Here is an 18,638-nt window from a genome sequence, read left to right on the forward strand (position 1 = left end):
AAAAAAGGTATCGACAAAGTGTTACACAGTCGATACCCCATTAAATTTATGCAATTGTAGTGAATAGTTTCTTGCACAGGTACCTAAAAAAGGTACCTAAAAATACTTTAAGTTAGCTGGCAACTAAATTAGTTTATGATTGTATCAATTCTTCTTCCCAACTTGGTAACATCTTGTTCAGTTGTTTATCTTCGCGATAGCCCATGACGTATTCTGCTTGCATGATTGTATGGATTTCACGTGTTCCTTCGTAAATAACCGGCGCTTTGGAGTTACGTAAATATCGTTCAACTGGATATTCATCTGAATAACCATTGGCGCCGTGTATTTGGACTGCGTCGTCTGCTGCTTGATTTGCAAAATCACAGGCTTGCCACTTTGCGAGTGATGTTTCTCTCGTATTTCGTTTGCCTTCATTTTTCAATACGCCAGCGCGGTAAACGAGTAATCTGCTCATTTGGAAACCTGCTTCCATGTTGGCAATCATTTGTTGCACGAGCTGATGCTTACCGATTTCTTTTCCGAACGTTTTGCGCACATTACAATAGTCAACACTTGCTTCCATACATGCCATGATCTGGCCGACTGCACCTGCGGCGACTGTGAAACGTCCGTTATCTAATGAAGCCATTGCAATTTTAAACCCTTCGCCTTCTTCGCCAAGTAAGTTCTCTTTTGGCACTTTAACATCTTCGAAAAATAACTCGCCTGTATTTCCAGCACGGATTCCTAGTTTTCCTTTTGTTGCAACCGATGAAAAACCTTCCCAAGTTCGTTCTACGATAAAGGCGGAGATTGCTTTGTGCTTTTTAGAACGGTCTCCTGTGTATGCAAATACGAGAAAGTTATCCGCGACATCGCATAACGAAATCCATGTTTTCTGGCCATTTAAAATATAATGATCCCCGTCTTTCACGGCAGTCGTTTGAAGTGCTGCCACATCAGATCCAGCTGCAGGTTCCGTTAATCCAAACGCGCCAATTTTTTCACCTTTTGCTTGTGGCACCAAGTATTTTTGCTTTTGCGCTTCATTCCCCCACTGCAAAATTGACAGGCTATTTAACCCGATATGAACGGAAACGGCCGTACGGAACGCAGTATCTCCTCTTTCCAATTCTTCACAAACAATCGCTAGTGAATTATAGTCCATGCCGCTGCCGCCGTATTCTTCTGGTATACAAACGCCCATTAATCCAAGATCTGCAAGCTTCTTGTAAATCGCCGGATCCGATTTCCCCTCGCGATCCCATTGCCCAATATGTGGCATAATTTCCTTATCTACAAATCCTCTGACCGTGCTGCGTAACATTGTTTGTTCTTCTGAGAATGAAAAATTCATTAGTTGTTCTCCCCTTTTATCTAATTGTTTTATTCATACCTATGCGGTCCATGATTTCTTTTTGATGCTCTCCCGGATTCGGAGGATGGTGTTTAATTTCAACAGGTGTCCTAGAAAGCTTTAAAGGACTTCCTATCATCTTGATGGATCCCGCTGTCGGATGGTCTTGAGAGATGAACATATTTCGCGCTTGAAGTTGTTCGTCCCCCACGACTTCTTCCAAGTTTTGAATCGGTCCGCTTGGAATATTATTCTCTCGACATTTCTCTTGCCAATACACTGTCGTTTTCGTCATAAACACCTTTTGAAGCTTCGGGATTAATTCATCACGATACTTCACGCGTTCTTGATTGGTCTTAAATCGATCGTCTACCGCAATTTCTGGTTCGCCAAGTATATGACAAAGCGCTTTAAACTGATGGTCATTTCCCACCGCTATGACCATTTCACCGTCAAATGTTCTAAATGTTTGATACGGAACAATATTTGCATGTTCATTGCCAAGCGCGGTCGGAATTTCTCCGGACATCAAATAGTTACTACCGATATTCACCAATGCACTAACCGCAGTGTCATACAAAGCGATATCTAATTTCTGGCCGACCCCCGATTGCACGCGTTCCAATAAAGCGGCCTGAATCCCAATACATGCATACAGGCCAGTCAAAACATCTGTAATGGCAACGCCAGATTTTTGTGGACCTGACGCATTGGTTCCTGTGATACTCATAAGGCCACTCATTGCTTGGATAATAAAATCATAGCCAGGCATGTCACGATTAGGACCCGTTTCGCCAAAACCTGTAATCGAACAATAGACTATACGCGGATTTAATTCATAGAGCGCATCGTAGCCCAGCCCAAACCTTTCCATCGTTCCCGTTTTGAAATTGTGAATAACGACATCACTTTCGAGTACGAACTTTTTAATGACTTCGACACCTTCTTCAGTTTTTAAATCAAGTGTAATTGATTTCTTATTTCGATTCGCTGTTAAATAATACGCGCTAACACCATTTTTAAATGGCGGGCCCCACCCGCGCGTTTCATCACTACCATTTGGCGCTTCTACTTTTATCACTTCAGCACCAAGATCGCCCAAAACCATTGTGCAATAAGGGCCCGCAAGAACCCTCGACAGATCAAGTACTTTAATCGTACTTAGTGCTCCGGCCACATTTTCACCCCTGCTCCTTTTAAATTAAAAAAGCCAATTCAAATAGACTACAGTTTTTCTGTAAGTCAATTTGAACTGGCTTTTATCTGTGGCGATAGCTCCGAAAAAGAACTATCAGCAGACTAGGCAGTTTTGGCTTTCGGTTAATGCTGATCATGCGCAATGAACGTTTGAACGTTTCAACATGATTCGTTATCTCTAATTTTAGTCCATAGAAAGTAATTTGTAAATACAATTATTATATTAATTAAAATCTTCTATATAATCTTCACTTCGATTCATTCTTCAGTTCAATATATGCACCATATTGTTTATACAAGTCTTTCAACGCTGAAATTAACGCATTCCCTGCTTTACCTAAATAATGATTTCTCACAACCTCAATTGGCTTATCAATGCCATCTCGCAAACTATATCCTCTCAGCATTTGTTGAACAAACTCTTGTCCATGAAGCGTCGCCAACGTACAGCTAGCCGTAACAATCACACCATAATGCTTATCGATTTCTGCTGTAATCGTCAGTGTTTCATACATATTTTGCGCCGCCATACCTGACGGAAGACGCGCATGCCCCGCTATAAAAATAGTATTCATCCACTCAAATCCTTTCTGAATTAATTATACAATAGGAGTCGTCAAAAGATACCCTCAATAGATAGGTACCTGGATAGGTACCTGTGCAAGGTGCAATTATGACTATTCACAAATTCGAATACATAATCAGAAAAATATCAACTAAATGCTATGATGTCGCCCTCCCGATTTATTTTATGCAATTGTAGTGTATTGTGTCTTGCACAGGTACCAAAAAGAGGTGCCAAAAAGGGGTACCTGGAAAAGAGGACCTGAAAAAGGGGATGAAAAAATGACTTAAAAAGGGTGCAGAAAGGGATACCAGAATATGACCATCTGATAAGTTTAATTCTTTCTATAAATCTGATTATGGTATAATAGACAGTAATGATAATCGCGTGGGGAATATATCTTAAACGCTAGGAGGTGATTTTATTGGAACTTGTTCTCCAGCAAAGACAAACACAAAATCTAAAGATGACTGTTGAATTAAGACAAGCCATTGAGTTATTACAGTATTCCACGTATGAACTTTATGAATATATAAAAGAACAAGAGATGGAAAATCCATTAATTCAATTGGAAGAGCGGCCGAAAGACAATCTTTATGAGGACAGAACTCGTAATCCAAGAGCAACTGGTACTTCTCAGTCACCGATTGATTTGATTAAAAGTGATAATATTGGGATGCGTGCTAAATTAGTTGAACAAGCGAAGCTTTTATTTACGGATCCTCAAGATCAAAAACTCACTCGTTTCATACTTAATCATATAGACGATAATGGCTATTTGACTCTTCCGGAAAATGGAAGGTATGACGACGCCGAAATTTCCCGCGGGATTCATCTTTTGCAACTACTCGGCCCGATCGGGATAGGTGCCCGAAGTTTACAAGAATGCTTACTTTTACAAATTACTTACGACTATCCACAGCAGAAATTAGCGGAGTCCCTAATTAAAAATCATTTGGATTTATTAGCAAATCGCAAATGGAATGAATTGGCGTCTATCATGAATATTTCGCTAGAGAAAGTAAAAGAAGTCACTGACTTTATTAAAACTTTAAATCCAAAACCATGTGCTTCCTTGTCTGACTTTTCGGCGCAATATTTGAATCCTGATATCATTGTAGAACTTAATGAAACAGGCATTTCATTTTACTTAAATGACAGTTACCTGCCTACAATCCATTTCAGGAATAACTATACACATGCCTTAACATCAACCGACGAAACGTCCACCTACCTTCGACATAAACTGGCGAATTATAATTGGTTAATTAGCAGCATCGAGCAACGCCGTCAAACGATCATTAAAATTATGAAAGTCATCATTAAAAAGCAAGAAGCGTTTTTCACAGATGGTTTTGTCGCTTTAAAACCGCTTACCTTAAAGGAAGTCGCAGATAAGATTAATATGCATGAATCAACCGTTAGTCGCGCAACAGCGAATAAAGTACTTCAAACGCCGAAAGGTTCCTTTGATTTACGGTTGTTATTTAATTCAAAACTAGAAATGACAGATGGTAACGATATTTCAAAGTCAAAAATGAAAGCACTTTTAAGAGACTTTATTGAGAACGAAAACAAGCAAAAGCCGTTATCCGATCAGAATATTTCCGAATACTTTAAAACGGAAAAAGGCATTGTGATTTCAAGACGAACAATCAGTAAGTACCGGGAAGAACTTAATATTCCCTCATCGAGAATGCGGAAAGAAATCTAATACAAATTCAAAAGGTTGCAAGGAAGAGAACTACTCTCCCCTGCAACCTTTTTTTAGTTTACGACCAACGAGCCGTTAGCATTTTTCTTCTCGTATAAAACTCTACACCATCTGATCCATTCGCATGTAAATCACCGTAGAATGAGTTTTTCCATCCTGAGAACGGGAAGAATGCCATTGGAGCAGGAACGCCTAAGTTTACGCCGAGCATGCCAACCTCGATATTTTCACGGAAGTATCGAACGCTGTGACCGCTTTGTGTAAATAAGCAGGCTCCGTTTCCGAAATCGGATTTATTTGTGAGTGCAATTGCTTCTTCTAATGTTGCAACGCGAACAATCGACAGAACTGGAGCGAATATTTCTTCTTTCCAAATTCTCATATCTGTTGTCACATGATCGAAAATAGTTGGGCCAATGAAGTAGCCTTCTTCGGTCATGCACGCATCTTCACGTCCATCACGTAAAAGTTTCGCACCTTCTTCTTGACCAATTTCAATATAATTAGCCGTTTTTTCTTTATGGTCTGGGCGAATAACCGGTCCAAGGAATACACCATCGTCCATTCCGTTACCGATTTTAAGGCCATCAGCCGCTTCCATTAATTTTTCAATTAGCGGTTCTGCAACATCACCTACCGCAACAACCACGGCACAAGCCATACATCTTTCGCCTGCTGAACCATAAGCCGCACCGATAATTTCTTTAACAGATGAATCTAAATCTGCATCGGGCATGACGATGGAGTGATTTTTCGCGCCTGCCAATGCTTGGACGCGTTTCCCGTAACTTGCGCCTGTTTTATAGACATATTCCGCGACTGGCTCTGACCCTACAAATGAAATTGCTGGAATATCTTCATGCTCCAGAATACGATTTACAACATCATGCGCACCGTGAACAATATTAAATACGCCGTCCGGGAGACCAGCTTCTTGTAATAATCCAGCCAAACGATTCGCGAGAAGTGGTGTTCTTTCTGAAGGCTTCAAAATAAAGGTATTCCCCATTGCAATCGCTAGCGGGAACATCCAGCAAGGTACCATCATTGGGAAGTTAAACGGTGTAATTCCACCAACCACGCCGACTGGATAACGGTACATCCCCGACTCGATATTCGTAGCGATATCAGGCAATTGTTTCCCCATCATAAGTGACGGTGCGCCTGCCGCAAATTCAACACACTCAATTCCTCTTTGAACTTCACCACGCGCCTCATTAAAACTCTTCCCATTTTCAATTGTGATCAATTCAGCCAGTTCATCCCAATTGTCTACAAGAAGCTGCTGATATTTGAATAAAACCCGTGCTCTCCTCGGTACAGCTGTTTTACTCCACGTACGGAACGCTTCTGACGCTGCTTGAACTGCATCGTTTACATCTTCCGCGGTTGAAATGGGTACTTCTGCTAAGATTTCACCTGTTGCTGGATTCGGTACTTGTTCATACTTCTCTGTTTTCGCCGCTACCCATTCGCCGTTAATAAAGTTTTTTATTATATTTTTTGTCATTGTTTATTCCTCCTTGAAATATTAATCACAATCAAATCACTTCGTCCCATTAATCCTAACAGACTTCTGTGCCTGAAAATTGATAATCGTAACAGATTCGGTATAATTCTTCGATTTCTTGTTGGCTTGGAACGCGAGGGTTATTGCTAGGACTACCGCTATTTAAAGCATCTACCGCCATTTTTTTGAGAACACTTTCAAATTTGTCTTGCTCAATTCCCCAATATTTTAAATTAGGAATCTTGAGATCTGAACAAAGGTTTCTAATTTGCTCGACGGCATGTTTAGAAGCCACATCATTGTCCATTTGTGCTGCTTCTTCGGAAAAGATCCGCCCAATTACTGCGAGCCTGTCTATGCATGCTTCGCGGCTAAACTCAAGCACTGCGGGTAGTAACATTGCATTTGATTCGCCATGGGGAACATTGAACAGCGCACCAATCGGTCGAGACATTCCGTGCACCAGACCTACAGATGCGTTAGAAAACGCCATACCTGCATACATCGAACCAATAGACATCCCTTCCCTAGCATCGATGTCTTGCGGATTTTTGTATGCTCGTTTTAAGTTCTTCACGATCAATGTAATTGCAGATAGTGCAAGTGTGTCAGTCAATGGTTGTGCCCTTTTGGATAAATACGCTTCTACAGCATGACATAATGCATCTACTCCCGTAGCAGCCGTGACTTTATCTGGAGAGGACATCGTTAACAGCGGATCGACAATCGCAACTACCGGCATAAAAGCTGGCTGCTTAATCATCATTTTTTCATCATTACTTAAATTCGTAATCACCGTTACATCCGTTGCTTCTGATCCAGTACCTGCCGTAGTTGGAATCGCGATATGGGGAATCGCTGGCACCGAAACCATCTTTTTTCCGCCCATATAATCTCCGATGTAACCGCCGTTTGTCGCAACTACCGCAACCGCCTTCGCTGTATCGATACAACTTCCACCGCCAAGCGAAAGAATGATATCGCAGTTGTTGTCTTTGAACAGCGTCAATGCTTCATCGACATACTTATCGCTTGGTTCTGATTTCACGCCAATATACGTGACACTTTCAATACTTTTCTCATTCAATGAATTGACACAACGTTCTATGTAACCAAGCCCCTCCATAATTCCATCACTTACGATTAATGCTCTTTTTCCCCGGAGAGCAGTTTCTGAACCTACCTGATTGAAAGCATCACGCCCGTAAACCGTTAATTGTGGCGATCTGAAAAGCTTATAGTTTTCCATTATCATCACTCCATTCTCTTCACCCTACTTAATTGCAAGAAGCGTGCCAATTTAATAATTTGGAAGAAAATGTTCATGATGCAATAATACTAAAAGGCTCTAACCCCTCTCCTACCGGCAATTAAACCCCAAAATAAGTATTTATGAATTAATTCACAAATGACAAATCCCCCTACACTTCCTTATCAAAAGTGTAGCGACATCACTACAACTACCGACACTATGTAGTCACTACACTACACATTAGTGAATCCTGTATTTTCTTAATCGCTGGTACAGTGTCGTTCTGTGGATACCTAGTTTGAGTGCTGCTTGTGATTTATTGCCATTAACTGTTTCCAACGTCTTTAAAATGAGCTTTTTTTCAGCTTCTTCGCCTACAGACTTTGCCTGTTCGATTAAGGACAAATTCTTCCGTTCATCGTTTGAATCCTGCCGCATTACTTTAGGTAAATCACTGACGTCAATCATGTCTTTATCACACATGATGACTGCCTGCTCGATTGTATTCACCAGTTCTCTAATGTTTCCCTTCCATGGATTATTAACTAAAGATGCAACCGCAGTCGAAGTAAAATGTTTTTCCACGATGTTGTATTTATCACAGATTTCTTTTGAAAAATGGGCTAATAATGTAGGGATGTCTTCTGTTCGTTCACGTAAAGGCGGTAAATGTAATCGGATAATATTTAAGCGATAATACAAGTCCTCTCTAAATGTACCGGCTTCAACCATCTGCTCAAGATTGCGATTCGTTGCTGCAATCACACGAACATCTACGCGATACTTTTTAATACTACCAACTCGTTCTGCCTCTTTTTCTTGCAAGACACGCAATAATTTCGTTTGCAATAAAAGCGATAACTCACCGATTTCATCCAAAAAAATCGTTCCATTTTGCGCAAGTTCAAACTTTCCTGGTTTCCCTTCTTTTTTAGCACCGGTAAAAGCGCCTTCTTCATAACCAAAGAGCTCCGACTCAAATAAGTTTTCAGGGATAGCCCCACAATTCACACTGATAAATGGCCCATTATAGTACGGACTCAAATGATGAATACACTTGGCAAACACCTCTTTCCCGGTGCCACTTTCACCGGAAATAAGAATTGTAGCCGCTGTTCTGGCCGCTTTTCGCGCTAATCGCTTCGCTCGTAAAATGCTTTCACTCGTTCCAATGATTTGATCCATCGTTATACGGCTATCTTCCGCGATTTCAGTCGTCATCATTTTGGTTTCCGTCTTGTTTTTAACCTTTTCACTTTGTAATTTGTCCAGAATTTCATAAACTTCCGATACACCTTCAAAAATCAGCATGCCAATCGCTCCAACAACTTTCCCATTTTTCCAAAGTGGGATTCGATGCACAACCATAGGCTGACCTTGAATAACTTGCAGCACTCCACGGTCCGGAATGGCTGTCTTTACTGTCATATGTAGATTTGTATTTTCAATGACCTCTGTAACATGACGGCCAATTGCCTCTTCTCGCTTCACACCTGTAAAGCGGCTGTATGCTTCATTAAACTCCAATAAAACCCCATTTTCATCGACGACGGCAATGCCTTCATAGGCTTTTTCCAAAATAACACTAAGTGCATCAGCTTGGTTCTCGCTTTGCTTTAATGAATAAATGTATTTCGAAAATCCATCTAAGATATCTTGATTCGTCAAAATTCCAACGAGTTTTCCACTGTCATCCACTACTAAAAACTGCTTATGAGGAATCTGACATATATCCAATAAACTAGCGTCTTGTTCAATTAGAACTAGATCTCGAATTCGAATACTACTATTAATCTCTTCATCTGGATTCTCGTGCAAAAATATATTCATTAATTTCTTTAAAGTGATTAAACCTACCGGATGCCCTCGTTCATCGACTACGGGTAAACAGTTAAGCTGAAGCTGCTCAATCTTTATCGCGGCTTCCCGATATGTTTTCCCTACCTCGATTATATGAGGAAACGGCGTCATCCAATGTCCTGCGCTTAACTTCTCATCGGCCTGTCCATCAACTAATTCATTCAGTATTTTCATTGCTTCACCCTAATCCTTAGATAAGTTCTTGAAATATCTGTATTAACACCATTTTACCACAATTCTTAATAGGTACGTTTGCTGAGAACGAACTGGTATTTTAGGAGTTTTTGCGGTAGGTTTATTAGTAAGGTGGATTGGGCTGGCAGTAAAGTCGATGAAGGTGTCGACGATCATTAATTCGTTGAATTGGACGTGGTAGATTTGGAGAAAGCAACGGTAAAATCTCTTTTTAAAAATAATCGTTATAGAGTTATACATACAAATTCAAATTACTATTTAATAGATGGAGATCATTCAATATTGGGCTATCTTTTCTTTGCTTTCAATTGGTTAATTCCGCAAAAAGCATATGCCATTACGGAACGAGACGCAGATGACCTAATCGTTAATCGGCTAAATGTAAAAAAACAAAACAGCTTAAATCTGTTTGGAATCGGCTTTATAATGATTGTTTTCGCATTATTTATCCCGAAAATATTTCAGTACTTTGATAAATCTTCTGCTACTTTCGGAGATTTACGTCGAATTGGAGACATCTATTTTGTCATGCCCTCCACGACATTCATTCTATTTTTATTAGTCTCAATAGTGGCGCCTGCTGTTTTGCTTCGAGTCTGTTTATCTATCAGAGCAAAGAAAAGACTCTTAGAAACAGTGGATATTGATAAATTACCCGTTGTAGAAATTAATATACTTCCTAACTCAGTTTCCATTGTTTTAAAAACGATTGGTGTATATATCTTTTTCGGTTTCTTATTATTTTCTTCTGCCTACTTAATGATTATATTAAGTGGTTATTGGATTATTTCACTAAGTCTCATGATTATTTTTTTATTGTTTTCATTAACGAATCTTTTATCCTTTATTCCTGGAGACTTTGGGAGGTACCTGTGCAAGGTGCAATTATGACTATTCGCGGTACTGAATAAAAAAACAAAGGGATACCGACAAAGCGTTACTGAGTCGGTATCCCTTTTTGGGTTTATGCAATTGTAGTGTATTTTTTGAATAGTGTCTTGCACAGGTACCTAAAAATTGGCCAATTTTACTGTTCATTAATTAATTGAGTAATAATTTGTCTTCTTTTTATTGGTCTAACTCCCCATATCAGTATTATTAATATTGCACAGAAAACTATATTCGCTAGAAACATTATAAAATTATGTGGCATTAAAAGAGTAAAAATAGCGCTAACGAGATTTAAAAAAAGTACAAATATTATAACACGATACGTCTCTTTAAATTGTTTGTTTCCTTCATAAATATATTCTCTAGCTTGTTGTTTTGTAAGGGTTAATACTATTTTCTTTTCAGCTAAACCTTTATTTATTATATTCATCGTTAGTTTCAAAGTTATGAGAGCTATAGTAGCACCTATAAGTAAACTTAACAAAACCATGGCAAATGGATTTAGCCCGATATCAATTGAAACATTTTTAAAAAAAGAATAGAAAACTATCCCAACAAAACCAGATAAATAAGCGAGGCTACTAATTTTTTGTTGTGACGTCGTAAAAAACTCATTTAACTCATAATCATAAAATATACTATTGCTATGATCCTTCCTATCTGGAAAAACCGGTATGTATGTTCTTTTCAAGATACTCACATCCTCTTCTATTAACCAAACACTGTGCCTAAAACATTTACAATTCCTTCTACAGCATTACTTATACTGATCCCTCTTAAAATCCATTTTTAAACAATTATACCATTGGTTTAACGGAATACAAATTGAACTCCAAAGTGATGAAACCAGATTGAAAATTGTCCATTTAAGTACCACTAGAAGTTTCCCCTTCATAGGTACCTGTGCAAGGTGCAATTATGACTATTCATTGCTTCGAATGAAAATCCAAAAGGATATCGGGAAAGTGTTACTGAGTCGGTATCCCTTTTGTGGTTTATACAATTGTAGTGTATTTTCTGAATAGTGCCTTGCACAGGTACCTAAAAAGTGGTACCTAAAAAGTTACCTGATAATAGTACCAATAAATATCACTTGAAAAAGGTGATCCCTGAAAGGCAACTAAAAAACAGTATATTATAGAAGGAGTTTCCCCCTTAATGTCGAAGATTGTCTTTGAAGGTATCTGGAATATACCCCTGGTGCCTTTATGTTCTGTTCGTGTCTGTCTATTAGTATATTTAGTAGATAGGTATATTTGAATATACCTTTTATACCACGAACGTTATACAATTATAATGAAAACTAGAATGGAGGTTGGTTTATTTTGATGAAGTATGTGCAAAAGCTTGGACGTTCCTTGATGTTGCCTGTGGCTGTATTGCCAGCGGCTGCGATTTTGATGGGAATCGGGTATTGGATTGACCCTGCTGGATGGGGTGAAGGAAACGTTGTTGCCGCGTTTTTAATTAAAGCCGGGGCTTCTATTATCGATTCCATCCCGATTTTATTTGCTGTCGGGGTCGCTTATGGGATGTCTAAGGGTAAGGACGGGGCTTCTGCTCTAAGTGGATTGGTTGCGTTCTTGGTGATTACTACTTTGTTAGCGCCTGAAACTGTTGCGTTGTTTCAAGGCATTGATCCAGAAAACACGAACGCCGCTTTTGCAAAGGTAGATAATGCTTTTATTGGAATTCTTTCTGGTCTTATTTCTGCAGCTATGTACAATCGTTTTAGTCACGTTAAATTACCGGATTTCTTAGCTTTCTTTAGTGGAAAACGGCTGGTTCCAATCATGTCGGCAGTTGCGATGTTATTTGCTTCAGCTGCATTGTTCTATATTTGGCCGCTTTTCTACGGTGCCTTAGTTTCTTTTGGTACAGGAATCAGTGAGTTAGGTAGTGTTGGTGCAGGTCTTTATGGATTCTTTAACCGTTTATTAATTCCAACTGGATTGCATCACGCTTTAAACGCAGTATTCTGGTTTGACACAATCGGGATTAATGACATCGGGAAGTTCTGGGATGGTACCGGAACGAAAGGCGTCACTGGTATGTATCAGGCAGGGTATTTCCCAATTATGATGTTTGGATTACCGGCGGCAGCGCTTGCTATGTATCACACAGCTAAAACAACTAGAAGAAAACAAACAGCTTCATTAATGTTAGCTGCAGGGTTTGCAGCATTTTTCACAGGCGTTACAGAGCCAATTGAATTTGCATTTATGTTCCTTGCGCCAGCTCTTTACGTTGTACATGCCGCGTTAACAGGCTTGTCTTTATTCATCGCCGCAAGCTTTAATTGGACGGCAGGATTTGGATTTAGTGCAGGGTTTATCGACTTTTTCTTAAGCTCAAGATTACCCCTCGCAAATCAACCCTTAATGCTTATGGTACAAGGGCTCGTGTTTGCAGTTATCTACTATTTCCTTTTCAGATTCCTAATCACTAAATTCGACTTGAAAACACCAGGTCGTGGAGATGATGAGGAAGACGAAGAGCAGGATCTGGAAACAGGTTCACAATCAGACAACAAATTTACGAACATGGCCACTAAAATTCATGATGGTTTAGGCGGAAATGATAACATCACATCGATCGACTTCTGCGCAACACGACTACGCGTCGAAGTGAAAGATATGGAAGCCGTTGACCAAAAGAAAATTAAAAGTACAGGTGTCCCAGGCATCAATGTCGTCGGACCACAAAGTATCCAAGTGATTGTCGGCACAAGCGTACAGTTCGTAGCGGATGAAATCGAAAAAATACGTCAAGAATAATAGGTACCTGTGCAAGGTGCAATTATGACAATTCACCACTTTGGATAAATAAACAAGGGGATATCGACAAAGCGTTATATAGTCGATATCCCCTTTTCGTTTGATGCAATTGTAGTGTATTGTCCGAATAGTGTCTTGCACAGGTACCTTAAAAAACCTTCGGAATCTGTTCAATCATTGTCACGATTCCCAAATACCCCATAATCACAACAACAATCGCTCCGCCAATCGTCAACCACATCGGGTGTTTATAACTGCCCACAATCTCTTTTTTATAAACAGCGATCAACAACGTGCCAAGTGCGAGTGGCAAGATGAGCGCATTCAAAGCGCCTGCGATAATAAGAACATTCACGGGTTGTCCAACGAATGCAAACGTAATTGTCGATATGGAAATAAACAGGATAATGATCCAATTATGATACTTTTCAATAACCGGGCTGAATGACCGGATAAAGGAAACCGATGTATAGGCCGCACCCACGACTGACGTAATCGCGGCTGCCCACATGATTACGCCGAACATTTTATAACCGAGATCCCCAGCTGCAAGGTGGAATACCGAAGCTGGCGGATTGGTCGAGTCAATCTTAAGCCCTTTGGAAATTACCCCGAGGACCGCTAAGAATAAAGCCACGCGCATAATTCCTGTCACGATGATTCCGATCACGGAGCTTTTTGTCACATCGGGCAATGACTCAACGCCTTTTACCCCTGCATCCAATAGACGATGTCCTCCCGCAAATGTGATGTAACCGCCAACCGTTCCGCCGACAAGTGTTACAATGGCAAAAATACTAATTTCTGCTGGCATGAATGAATTCACAACCGCTTCGCCAACTGGCGGGGTCGTTGAAATGGCGACATACACCATTAATAACATCATGACAACCCCAGCAATTTGCGCAACTTTATCCATCGCTTTTCCGGCCTCTTTCACGACAAAAATAAAAATCGCAAATGCTCCACTAATGAGTGCACCGACGACCGGATCTATTCCAATCATAGCATTTAATCCGAGCCCTGCCCCAGCGGCATTTCCGATATTAAAGGCGAGCCCACCCATGACAATTAAAACAGCCAATACGACGCCGAGTCCAGGTAAGACTTTATTCGCAATTTCCTGTCCACGCAGTCCAGATACTGCAATGATTCGCCACACATTCATCTGCGCAAATACATCTAGCACCAATGAAATTAAAATCACAAATCCAAAACTAGCCGCCAATTGCTGCGTAAACACAGTTGTTTGCGTTAAAAATCCTGGCCCAACTGAAGAAGTTGCCATTAAAAAGGCTGCGCCGAGCAAGACACTCTTTTTCACTTTCGGCTTGCCTTGCAAGTTATCTAACTTGATTTCTTTCATTCAAATGACACCATCCTCACTAACAAATAGCTGTAACATTAATATGATTATTTTCTAGCGTTTTTCTAATATACCTGACAAAGTCAAGCGCATGTGCGCCGTCACCATGGATACAAACCGTATCAGCCCTCAGGGAAACATCTGTGTTTTGTTGGGAAAGTACTTTTCCTTCTGTGACCATTTTCAAGACTTGTTCCACAGCCAATTTTTCATCTGCAATCAAGGCATCTGCCTTTGAACGCGATGTCAACGAGCCATCAGCTTGATACGTACGATCAGCGAATACTTCATGAGCTGTTCGTAAGCCGATTTTTTCACCCGCTTTTGTCAATTCACTTCCAGCAAGTCCGAATAAAACCAACGAAGGAGATACATCATAAACCGCTTTCGCAATGGCTTCCGCAAGTTCACTGTCTCTCGAAGCCATTTGATATAAAGCGCCATGCGGTTTCACATGTTGCATCGTTTCGTTATAGCGATATAAGAATCCTTGCAGCGCACCAACTTGGTAAACGACCATATCGTACCCTTCTTGCGCGGTAATCGCCATATCGCGACGGCCAAAACCATTTAAGTCCGGCAGACCCGGATGTGCCCCAATCTTTACGCCATTGTCAATGGCAAGCTTGACCGTTTCCCGCATGACCGTTGAATCCCCCGCATGGAAACCGCAGGCGATATTGGCCGAGGTCACATATTTCAATATGTCTCCCTGCTCCCCGAGTTTATAGCGTCCGAAACTTTCACCCAAATCGCAATTCAAATCCACATTCAACATTTATTTTCCCTCCAATGCCAAACTTATGAATTAATCCCTTGATGTCAACAAATAAGACAATTCCGAATTATGGAACTCCTATTTTAAAATGTAGACTGATTTTAACATAGAAAATATTGTTTGAATAGGGGTTGATTCGGTTTAATAAAATGCTATTACTTTGAATTTTTCACACTTGTTTTTCAATTCAAATATACTATACTATTAATATAGTCCGATTCCTAAAACAACGGTTCCGAATTTCGAAACAATAGGAGGTTTAAATGATAATGAGTCAACTTACAATCAAAACAACCATGAAACCTTTAGGCGACTCCGCACTCATTGTCCAACTCGGCGAAGGAATTTACCCATCAATTCATGAAAAGGTTAGTTATCTATCCTTATTAATAGAAGAAAATCCTTTTGAGGGATTTATCGAGGCTGTTCCCGCTTATAATAATCTCACGATTTATTACAACCCATATATTGTTTATCTTTCACAGACAAATCGTACCTTAACGCCCTTTCAACAAGTATCCACTCATTTGAAAACACTCACTGAACGAATCGGTGACAAACCGCTTTTGAAAAAAAGTGTCGTGGAGCTTCCCGTCATATACGGAGGCGAATTCGGTCCTGATTTGGAATACGTAGCAAAATCCAATAACCTGTCCATTGAAGAAGTCATTCAAATTCATTCAGAAAATGAATACTTGGTCTATATGATTGGATTTGCGCCAGGTTTTCCTTTCCTTGGCGGCATGGATAAACGAATTGCAACACCGCGAAAAGAAACGCCTCGGCTCACCATTCCCTCTGGATCAGTCGGCATCGCGGGCAAACAAACAGGCGTCTATCCGCTAGAAACCCCGGGCGGTTGGCAAATCATCGGGCGCACACCGTTAGATTTATTTCTGCCCGACATGTCTCCGCCGACATTGCTAGAAGCTGGCGATAAAATTCGATTTATGCCCGTTTCTGCCAAGGGGTTGAGTTTATGACAGTTACAGTTCTTCACGCTGGTCTGTTGACAACCATCCAAGACCTAGGGCGATACGGCGCGCAAAAGTACGGCGTCATTGTAAGCGGCGCCATGGATAGTTATTCACTTAGAATTGCAAATTTATTGGTTGGAAATGAAGAAGGAGAAGCTGCGATTGAGGTCACTTTATTTGGAACGTCACTTCAATTTAAAAAAGACCAGTTAATTGCCATAACTGGTGCAGATTTGGCAGCAAACCTTGACGGCGTAAAAGCACCTATATGGCGGCCCGTCCTTGCCCGAAAAGGATCCATACTAACATTCAAATCCAGCACAAAAGGCGCACGGGCCTATATCGCTTTCGCCGGCGGGATTTCGGTTCCACAAGCAATGGGCAGCAAAAGTACATACATCCGCGCAGGCATCGGCGGATTTCAAGGAAGGGCTTTACAAAAAGGAGATACCTTCAATTGCGGGGAAATGAGTACGTTAGGTCAATCACTTTTTTATCAATTAAAAGCAAGATCTCCGCACTTTACCTGGTCCGTTAATTACAAAGCATTGCTTAACTTACAACAAGCACAAACGATACGAGTCCTAGAAGGAACGGAATTCAATCGATTCGATCAACAAAGCCAACAAATACTTTTTACCGAATCTTATACAATTTCCAGACAAGCCGACCGAATGGGCTATCGACTAGAAAGCAAAACACCACTGACATTAATAGAAGAATTCGAATTACTCTCTGAAGGCGTCACATACGGAACCATCCAAGTCCCGACAAACGGACAACCCATTATTTTAATGGCCGACCACCAAACAACAGGTGGCTATCCAAAAATCGGACAAGTCATCTCAGCAGACTTACCCAACTTGGCCCAACTACAACCAACAGCCACCATTCAATTCAAGAAAGTATCACTCGAACAAGCCCAAACAGTATTCATCAAAAATGAAAGGCTAATAGCGGATATCAAAAGAAGCATCCAACTAAAAATGCACAAACTTAAATAGCCGCCCCCATAATAAACATCACCACCAAACAGGCACCATCAAACAGGTACCCCCAAATAGGTACCTGTGCAAGGTGCAATTATGACTATTCACGACTTTGGATAAACAAACAAGGGGGAATCGACGAAGTGTTGCAAAGTCGATGTCCCCTTTTGTATTTTATGCAATTGTAGTGTATTAACTGAATAGCGTCTTGCACAGGTACCTAATAACCTAATTGTTTTGAGATTTCTTCCGCTGCAGCTTTAATCTTCTCCGCAAATAGGGCAAGATTTTCATGTTGATAGTTCGCTTCAATCCCTGCGATACTAATACCCGCAATAACATCACCTTTGTTATCGAAAATGGGCGCCGCGATGGCTGATGAATGATTTTCCAATTCAGAGTGACTCACCGTATACCCAGCTTGCCTAGTCTGTTGGATGGTTTCCATTAATTGATTCTTGTCGGTGATGGTTCCCGCTGCGAAAGGTTTTAACTCAACAGAATCCAAATAGCTTTCGATTTCTGAAGTGGGTAAATGAGATAGAATTACCCGCGAACAAGCGCCGGCATATAAAGGACTGCTTCTTCCGACCGCTGTATATAACCGAACTTTTTGGTAGGTATCAATCTTTTCGATATAAATCGCCTCATCTCCGCGCTTCACAATTAAATTGATCGCTTCTTTTAAATCATTATGTAAGTCTTGCATTATAGGATAGGCAACTTTTCGAAGGTCAAGCCTGTCAGAAACGAGGTTGCCGAACTTGAGAAATAAAAGGCCTAGGCGATAGTTGCCATCCGCGCCTTTCTCTAAAAACTCCATTTCTTCTAATGACCTTAGCATGCGATAAACCGAAGTTTTCGGAATCCCCGATAAATCAATAATTTCTTGGAACGATAACGCCCCGTGATCGATGAACAAATTCAAAATATCCATGGACCGCACAACCGTTTTATTTTTATTGTTCACATAATCTCCCCCACTCTTCTTTCATTGTATTACTTCCTATCCAAGCGTCAAGGTCGAATACCGCACCTCAAAAAAGCACCAGTAGGTACCTGTGCAAGGCGCAATTATGACTATTCATCATGGCGGATAAAAAAACAAAGAGATACCGACAAAGTGCATATTGTCGGCATCCCTTTTTCACATTATGCAATTGTAGCGTATAAACTGAATAGTGTCTTGCACAGGTACCAATAAAACAACACCTTAAAAACGAATCCC

At 40.5% G+C, this 18,638-nt stretch carries 15 protein-coding genes; 5 read left to right on the forward strand and 10 right to left on the reverse strand.

The annotated features are described in order from the left end of the window. Positions 1-133: 133 nt before the first annotated feature. The 3 genes from J4G36_RS10195 to J4G36_RS10205 all read right to left on the reverse strand — a co-directional run bounded on the left by J4G36_RS10195 (position 134) and on the right by J4G36_RS10205 (position 3,111). Positions 134-1,339 carry an acyl-CoA dehydrogenase family protein gene (locus J4G36_RS10195; RefSeq protein ID WP_210469890.1) on the reverse strand — a complete coding sequence of 402 codons (1,206 nt, stop codon included), beginning with the start codon at positions 1,337-1,339 and terminating at the stop codon, positions 134-136. 16 nt (positions 1,340-1,355) lie between these two features. Continuing rightward, on the reverse strand, positions 1,356-2,516 hold the full coding sequence (locus tag J4G36_RS10200) for a CaiB/BaiF CoA transferase family protein (protein WP_210469891.1): 1,161 nt from the start codon (positions 2,514-2,516) through the stop codon (positions 1,356-1,358). A 268-nt stretch (positions 2,517-2,784) separates the two neighbouring features. Continuing rightward, positions 2,785-3,111, reverse strand: a complete 327-nt coding sequence (locus J4G36_RS10205; RefSeq protein WP_210469892.1) for a DUF3870 domain-containing protein — start codon at positions 3,109-3,111, stop codon at positions 2,785-2,787. Between the two features lie 414 nt (positions 3,112-3,525). Here J4G36_RS10205 and rpoN point away from each other — a divergent pair, with 414 nt between their 5' ends. After that, positions 3,526-4,815, forward strand: a complete 1,290-nt coding sequence (gene rpoN, locus J4G36_RS10210) for an RNA polymerase factor sigma-54 (protein ID WP_210469893.1) — start codon at positions 3,526-3,528, stop codon at positions 4,813-4,815. A 58-nt stretch (positions 4,816-4,873) separates the two neighbouring features. On the opposite strand, the gene J4G36_RS10215 is transcribed toward rpoN, so the two are convergent. The 3 genes from J4G36_RS10215 to J4G36_RS10225 form a co-directional block, all read right to left on the reverse strand. Next, positions 4,874-6,325, reverse strand: a complete 1,452-nt coding sequence (locus tag J4G36_RS10215) for a CoA-acylating methylmalonate-semialdehyde dehydrogenase (RefSeq protein WP_210469894.1) — start codon at positions 6,323-6,325, stop codon at positions 4,874-4,876. Positions 6,326-6,380: 55 nt separating this feature from the next. Continuing rightward, positions 6,381-7,574 carry an iron-containing alcohol dehydrogenase gene (locus J4G36_RS10220; protein ID WP_210469895.1) on the reverse strand — a complete coding sequence of 398 codons (1,194 nt, stop codon included), beginning with the start codon at positions 7,572-7,574 and terminating at the stop codon, positions 6,381-6,383. A 243-nt stretch (positions 7,575-7,817) separates the two neighbouring features. Continuing rightward, complete coding sequence (locus tag J4G36_RS10225) at positions 7,818-9,611, reverse strand: sigma-54-dependent Fis family transcriptional regulator (protein WP_210469896.1); 1,794 nt, start codon at positions 9,609-9,611, stop codon at positions 7,818-7,820. 195 nt (positions 9,612-9,806) lie between these two features. Here J4G36_RS10225 and J4G36_RS10230 point away from each other — a divergent pair, with 195 nt between their 5' ends. After that, positions 9,807-10,523 carry a DUF443 family protein gene (locus tag J4G36_RS10230; RefSeq protein ID WP_368668772.1) on the forward strand — a complete coding sequence of 239 codons (717 nt, stop codon included), beginning with the start codon at positions 9,807-9,809 and terminating at the stop codon, positions 10,521-10,523. A gap of 136 nt (positions 10,524-10,659) precedes the next feature. Here the strand turns inward: J4G36_RS10230 and J4G36_RS10235 are convergent, their stop codons facing one another. After that, positions 10,660-11,214 carry a hypothetical protein gene (locus tag J4G36_RS10235; protein ID WP_210469898.1) on the reverse strand — a complete coding sequence of 185 codons (555 nt, stop codon included), beginning with the start codon at positions 11,212-11,214 and terminating at the stop codon, positions 10,660-10,662. A 634-nt stretch (positions 11,215-11,848) separates the two neighbouring features. Between J4G36_RS10235 and nagE the strand changes: the two genes are divergently transcribed. Continuing rightward, positions 11,849-13,300 carry an N-acetylglucosamine-specific PTS transporter subunit IIBC gene (gene nagE, locus J4G36_RS10240; RefSeq protein ID WP_210469899.1) on the forward strand — a complete coding sequence of 484 codons (1,452 nt, stop codon included), beginning with the start codon at positions 11,849-11,851 and terminating at the stop codon, positions 13,298-13,300. 148 nt (positions 13,301-13,448) lie between these two features. On the opposite strand, the gene J4G36_RS10245 is transcribed toward nagE, so the two are convergent. Together J4G36_RS10245 and J4G36_RS10250 are read right to left on the reverse strand one after the other, a co-directional pair. Continuing rightward, on the reverse strand, positions 13,449-14,666 hold the full coding sequence (locus J4G36_RS10245; RefSeq protein ID WP_210469900.1) for an NRAMP family divalent metal transporter: 1,218 nt from the start codon (positions 14,664-14,666) through the stop codon (positions 13,449-13,451). 19 nt (positions 14,667-14,685) lie between these two features. Beyond that, positions 14,686-15,444 carry a LamB/YcsF family protein gene (locus J4G36_RS10250; protein ID WP_210469901.1) on the reverse strand — a complete coding sequence of 253 codons (759 nt, stop codon included), beginning with the start codon at positions 15,442-15,444 and terminating at the stop codon, positions 14,686-14,688. 269 nt (positions 15,445-15,713) lie between these two features. Here J4G36_RS10250 and pxpB point away from each other — a divergent pair, with 269 nt between their 5' ends. Continuing rightward, positions 15,714-16,427, forward strand: coding sequence for a 5-oxoprolinase subunit PxpB (gene pxpB / locus J4G36_RS10255; RefSeq protein WP_210469902.1), 714 nt, complete (start codon positions 15,714-15,716; stop codon positions 16,425-16,427). Next, entirely contained in the window at positions 16,424-17,425 is a 1,002-nt protein-coding gene (locus J4G36_RS10260) for a 5-oxoprolinase subunit C family protein (protein ID WP_210469903.1), read from the forward strand. The genes pxpB and J4G36_RS10260 overlap by 4 nt, the downstream gene beginning before the upstream one ends. A gap of 205 nt (positions 17,426-17,630) precedes the next feature. Here the strand turns inward: J4G36_RS10260 and J4G36_RS10265 are convergent, their stop codons facing one another. Then, complete coding sequence (locus J4G36_RS10265; RefSeq protein ID WP_210469904.1) at positions 17,631-18,380, reverse strand: IclR family transcriptional regulator; 750 nt, start codon at positions 18,378-18,380, stop codon at positions 17,631-17,633. Positions 18,381-18,638: the final 258 nt, after the last annotated feature.

Origin of the sequence: Sporosarcina sp. 6E9 (genome assembly GCF_017921835.1) — a bacterium.
GTDB lineage: Bacteria > Bacillota > Bacilli > Bacillales_A > Planococcaceae > Sporosarcina.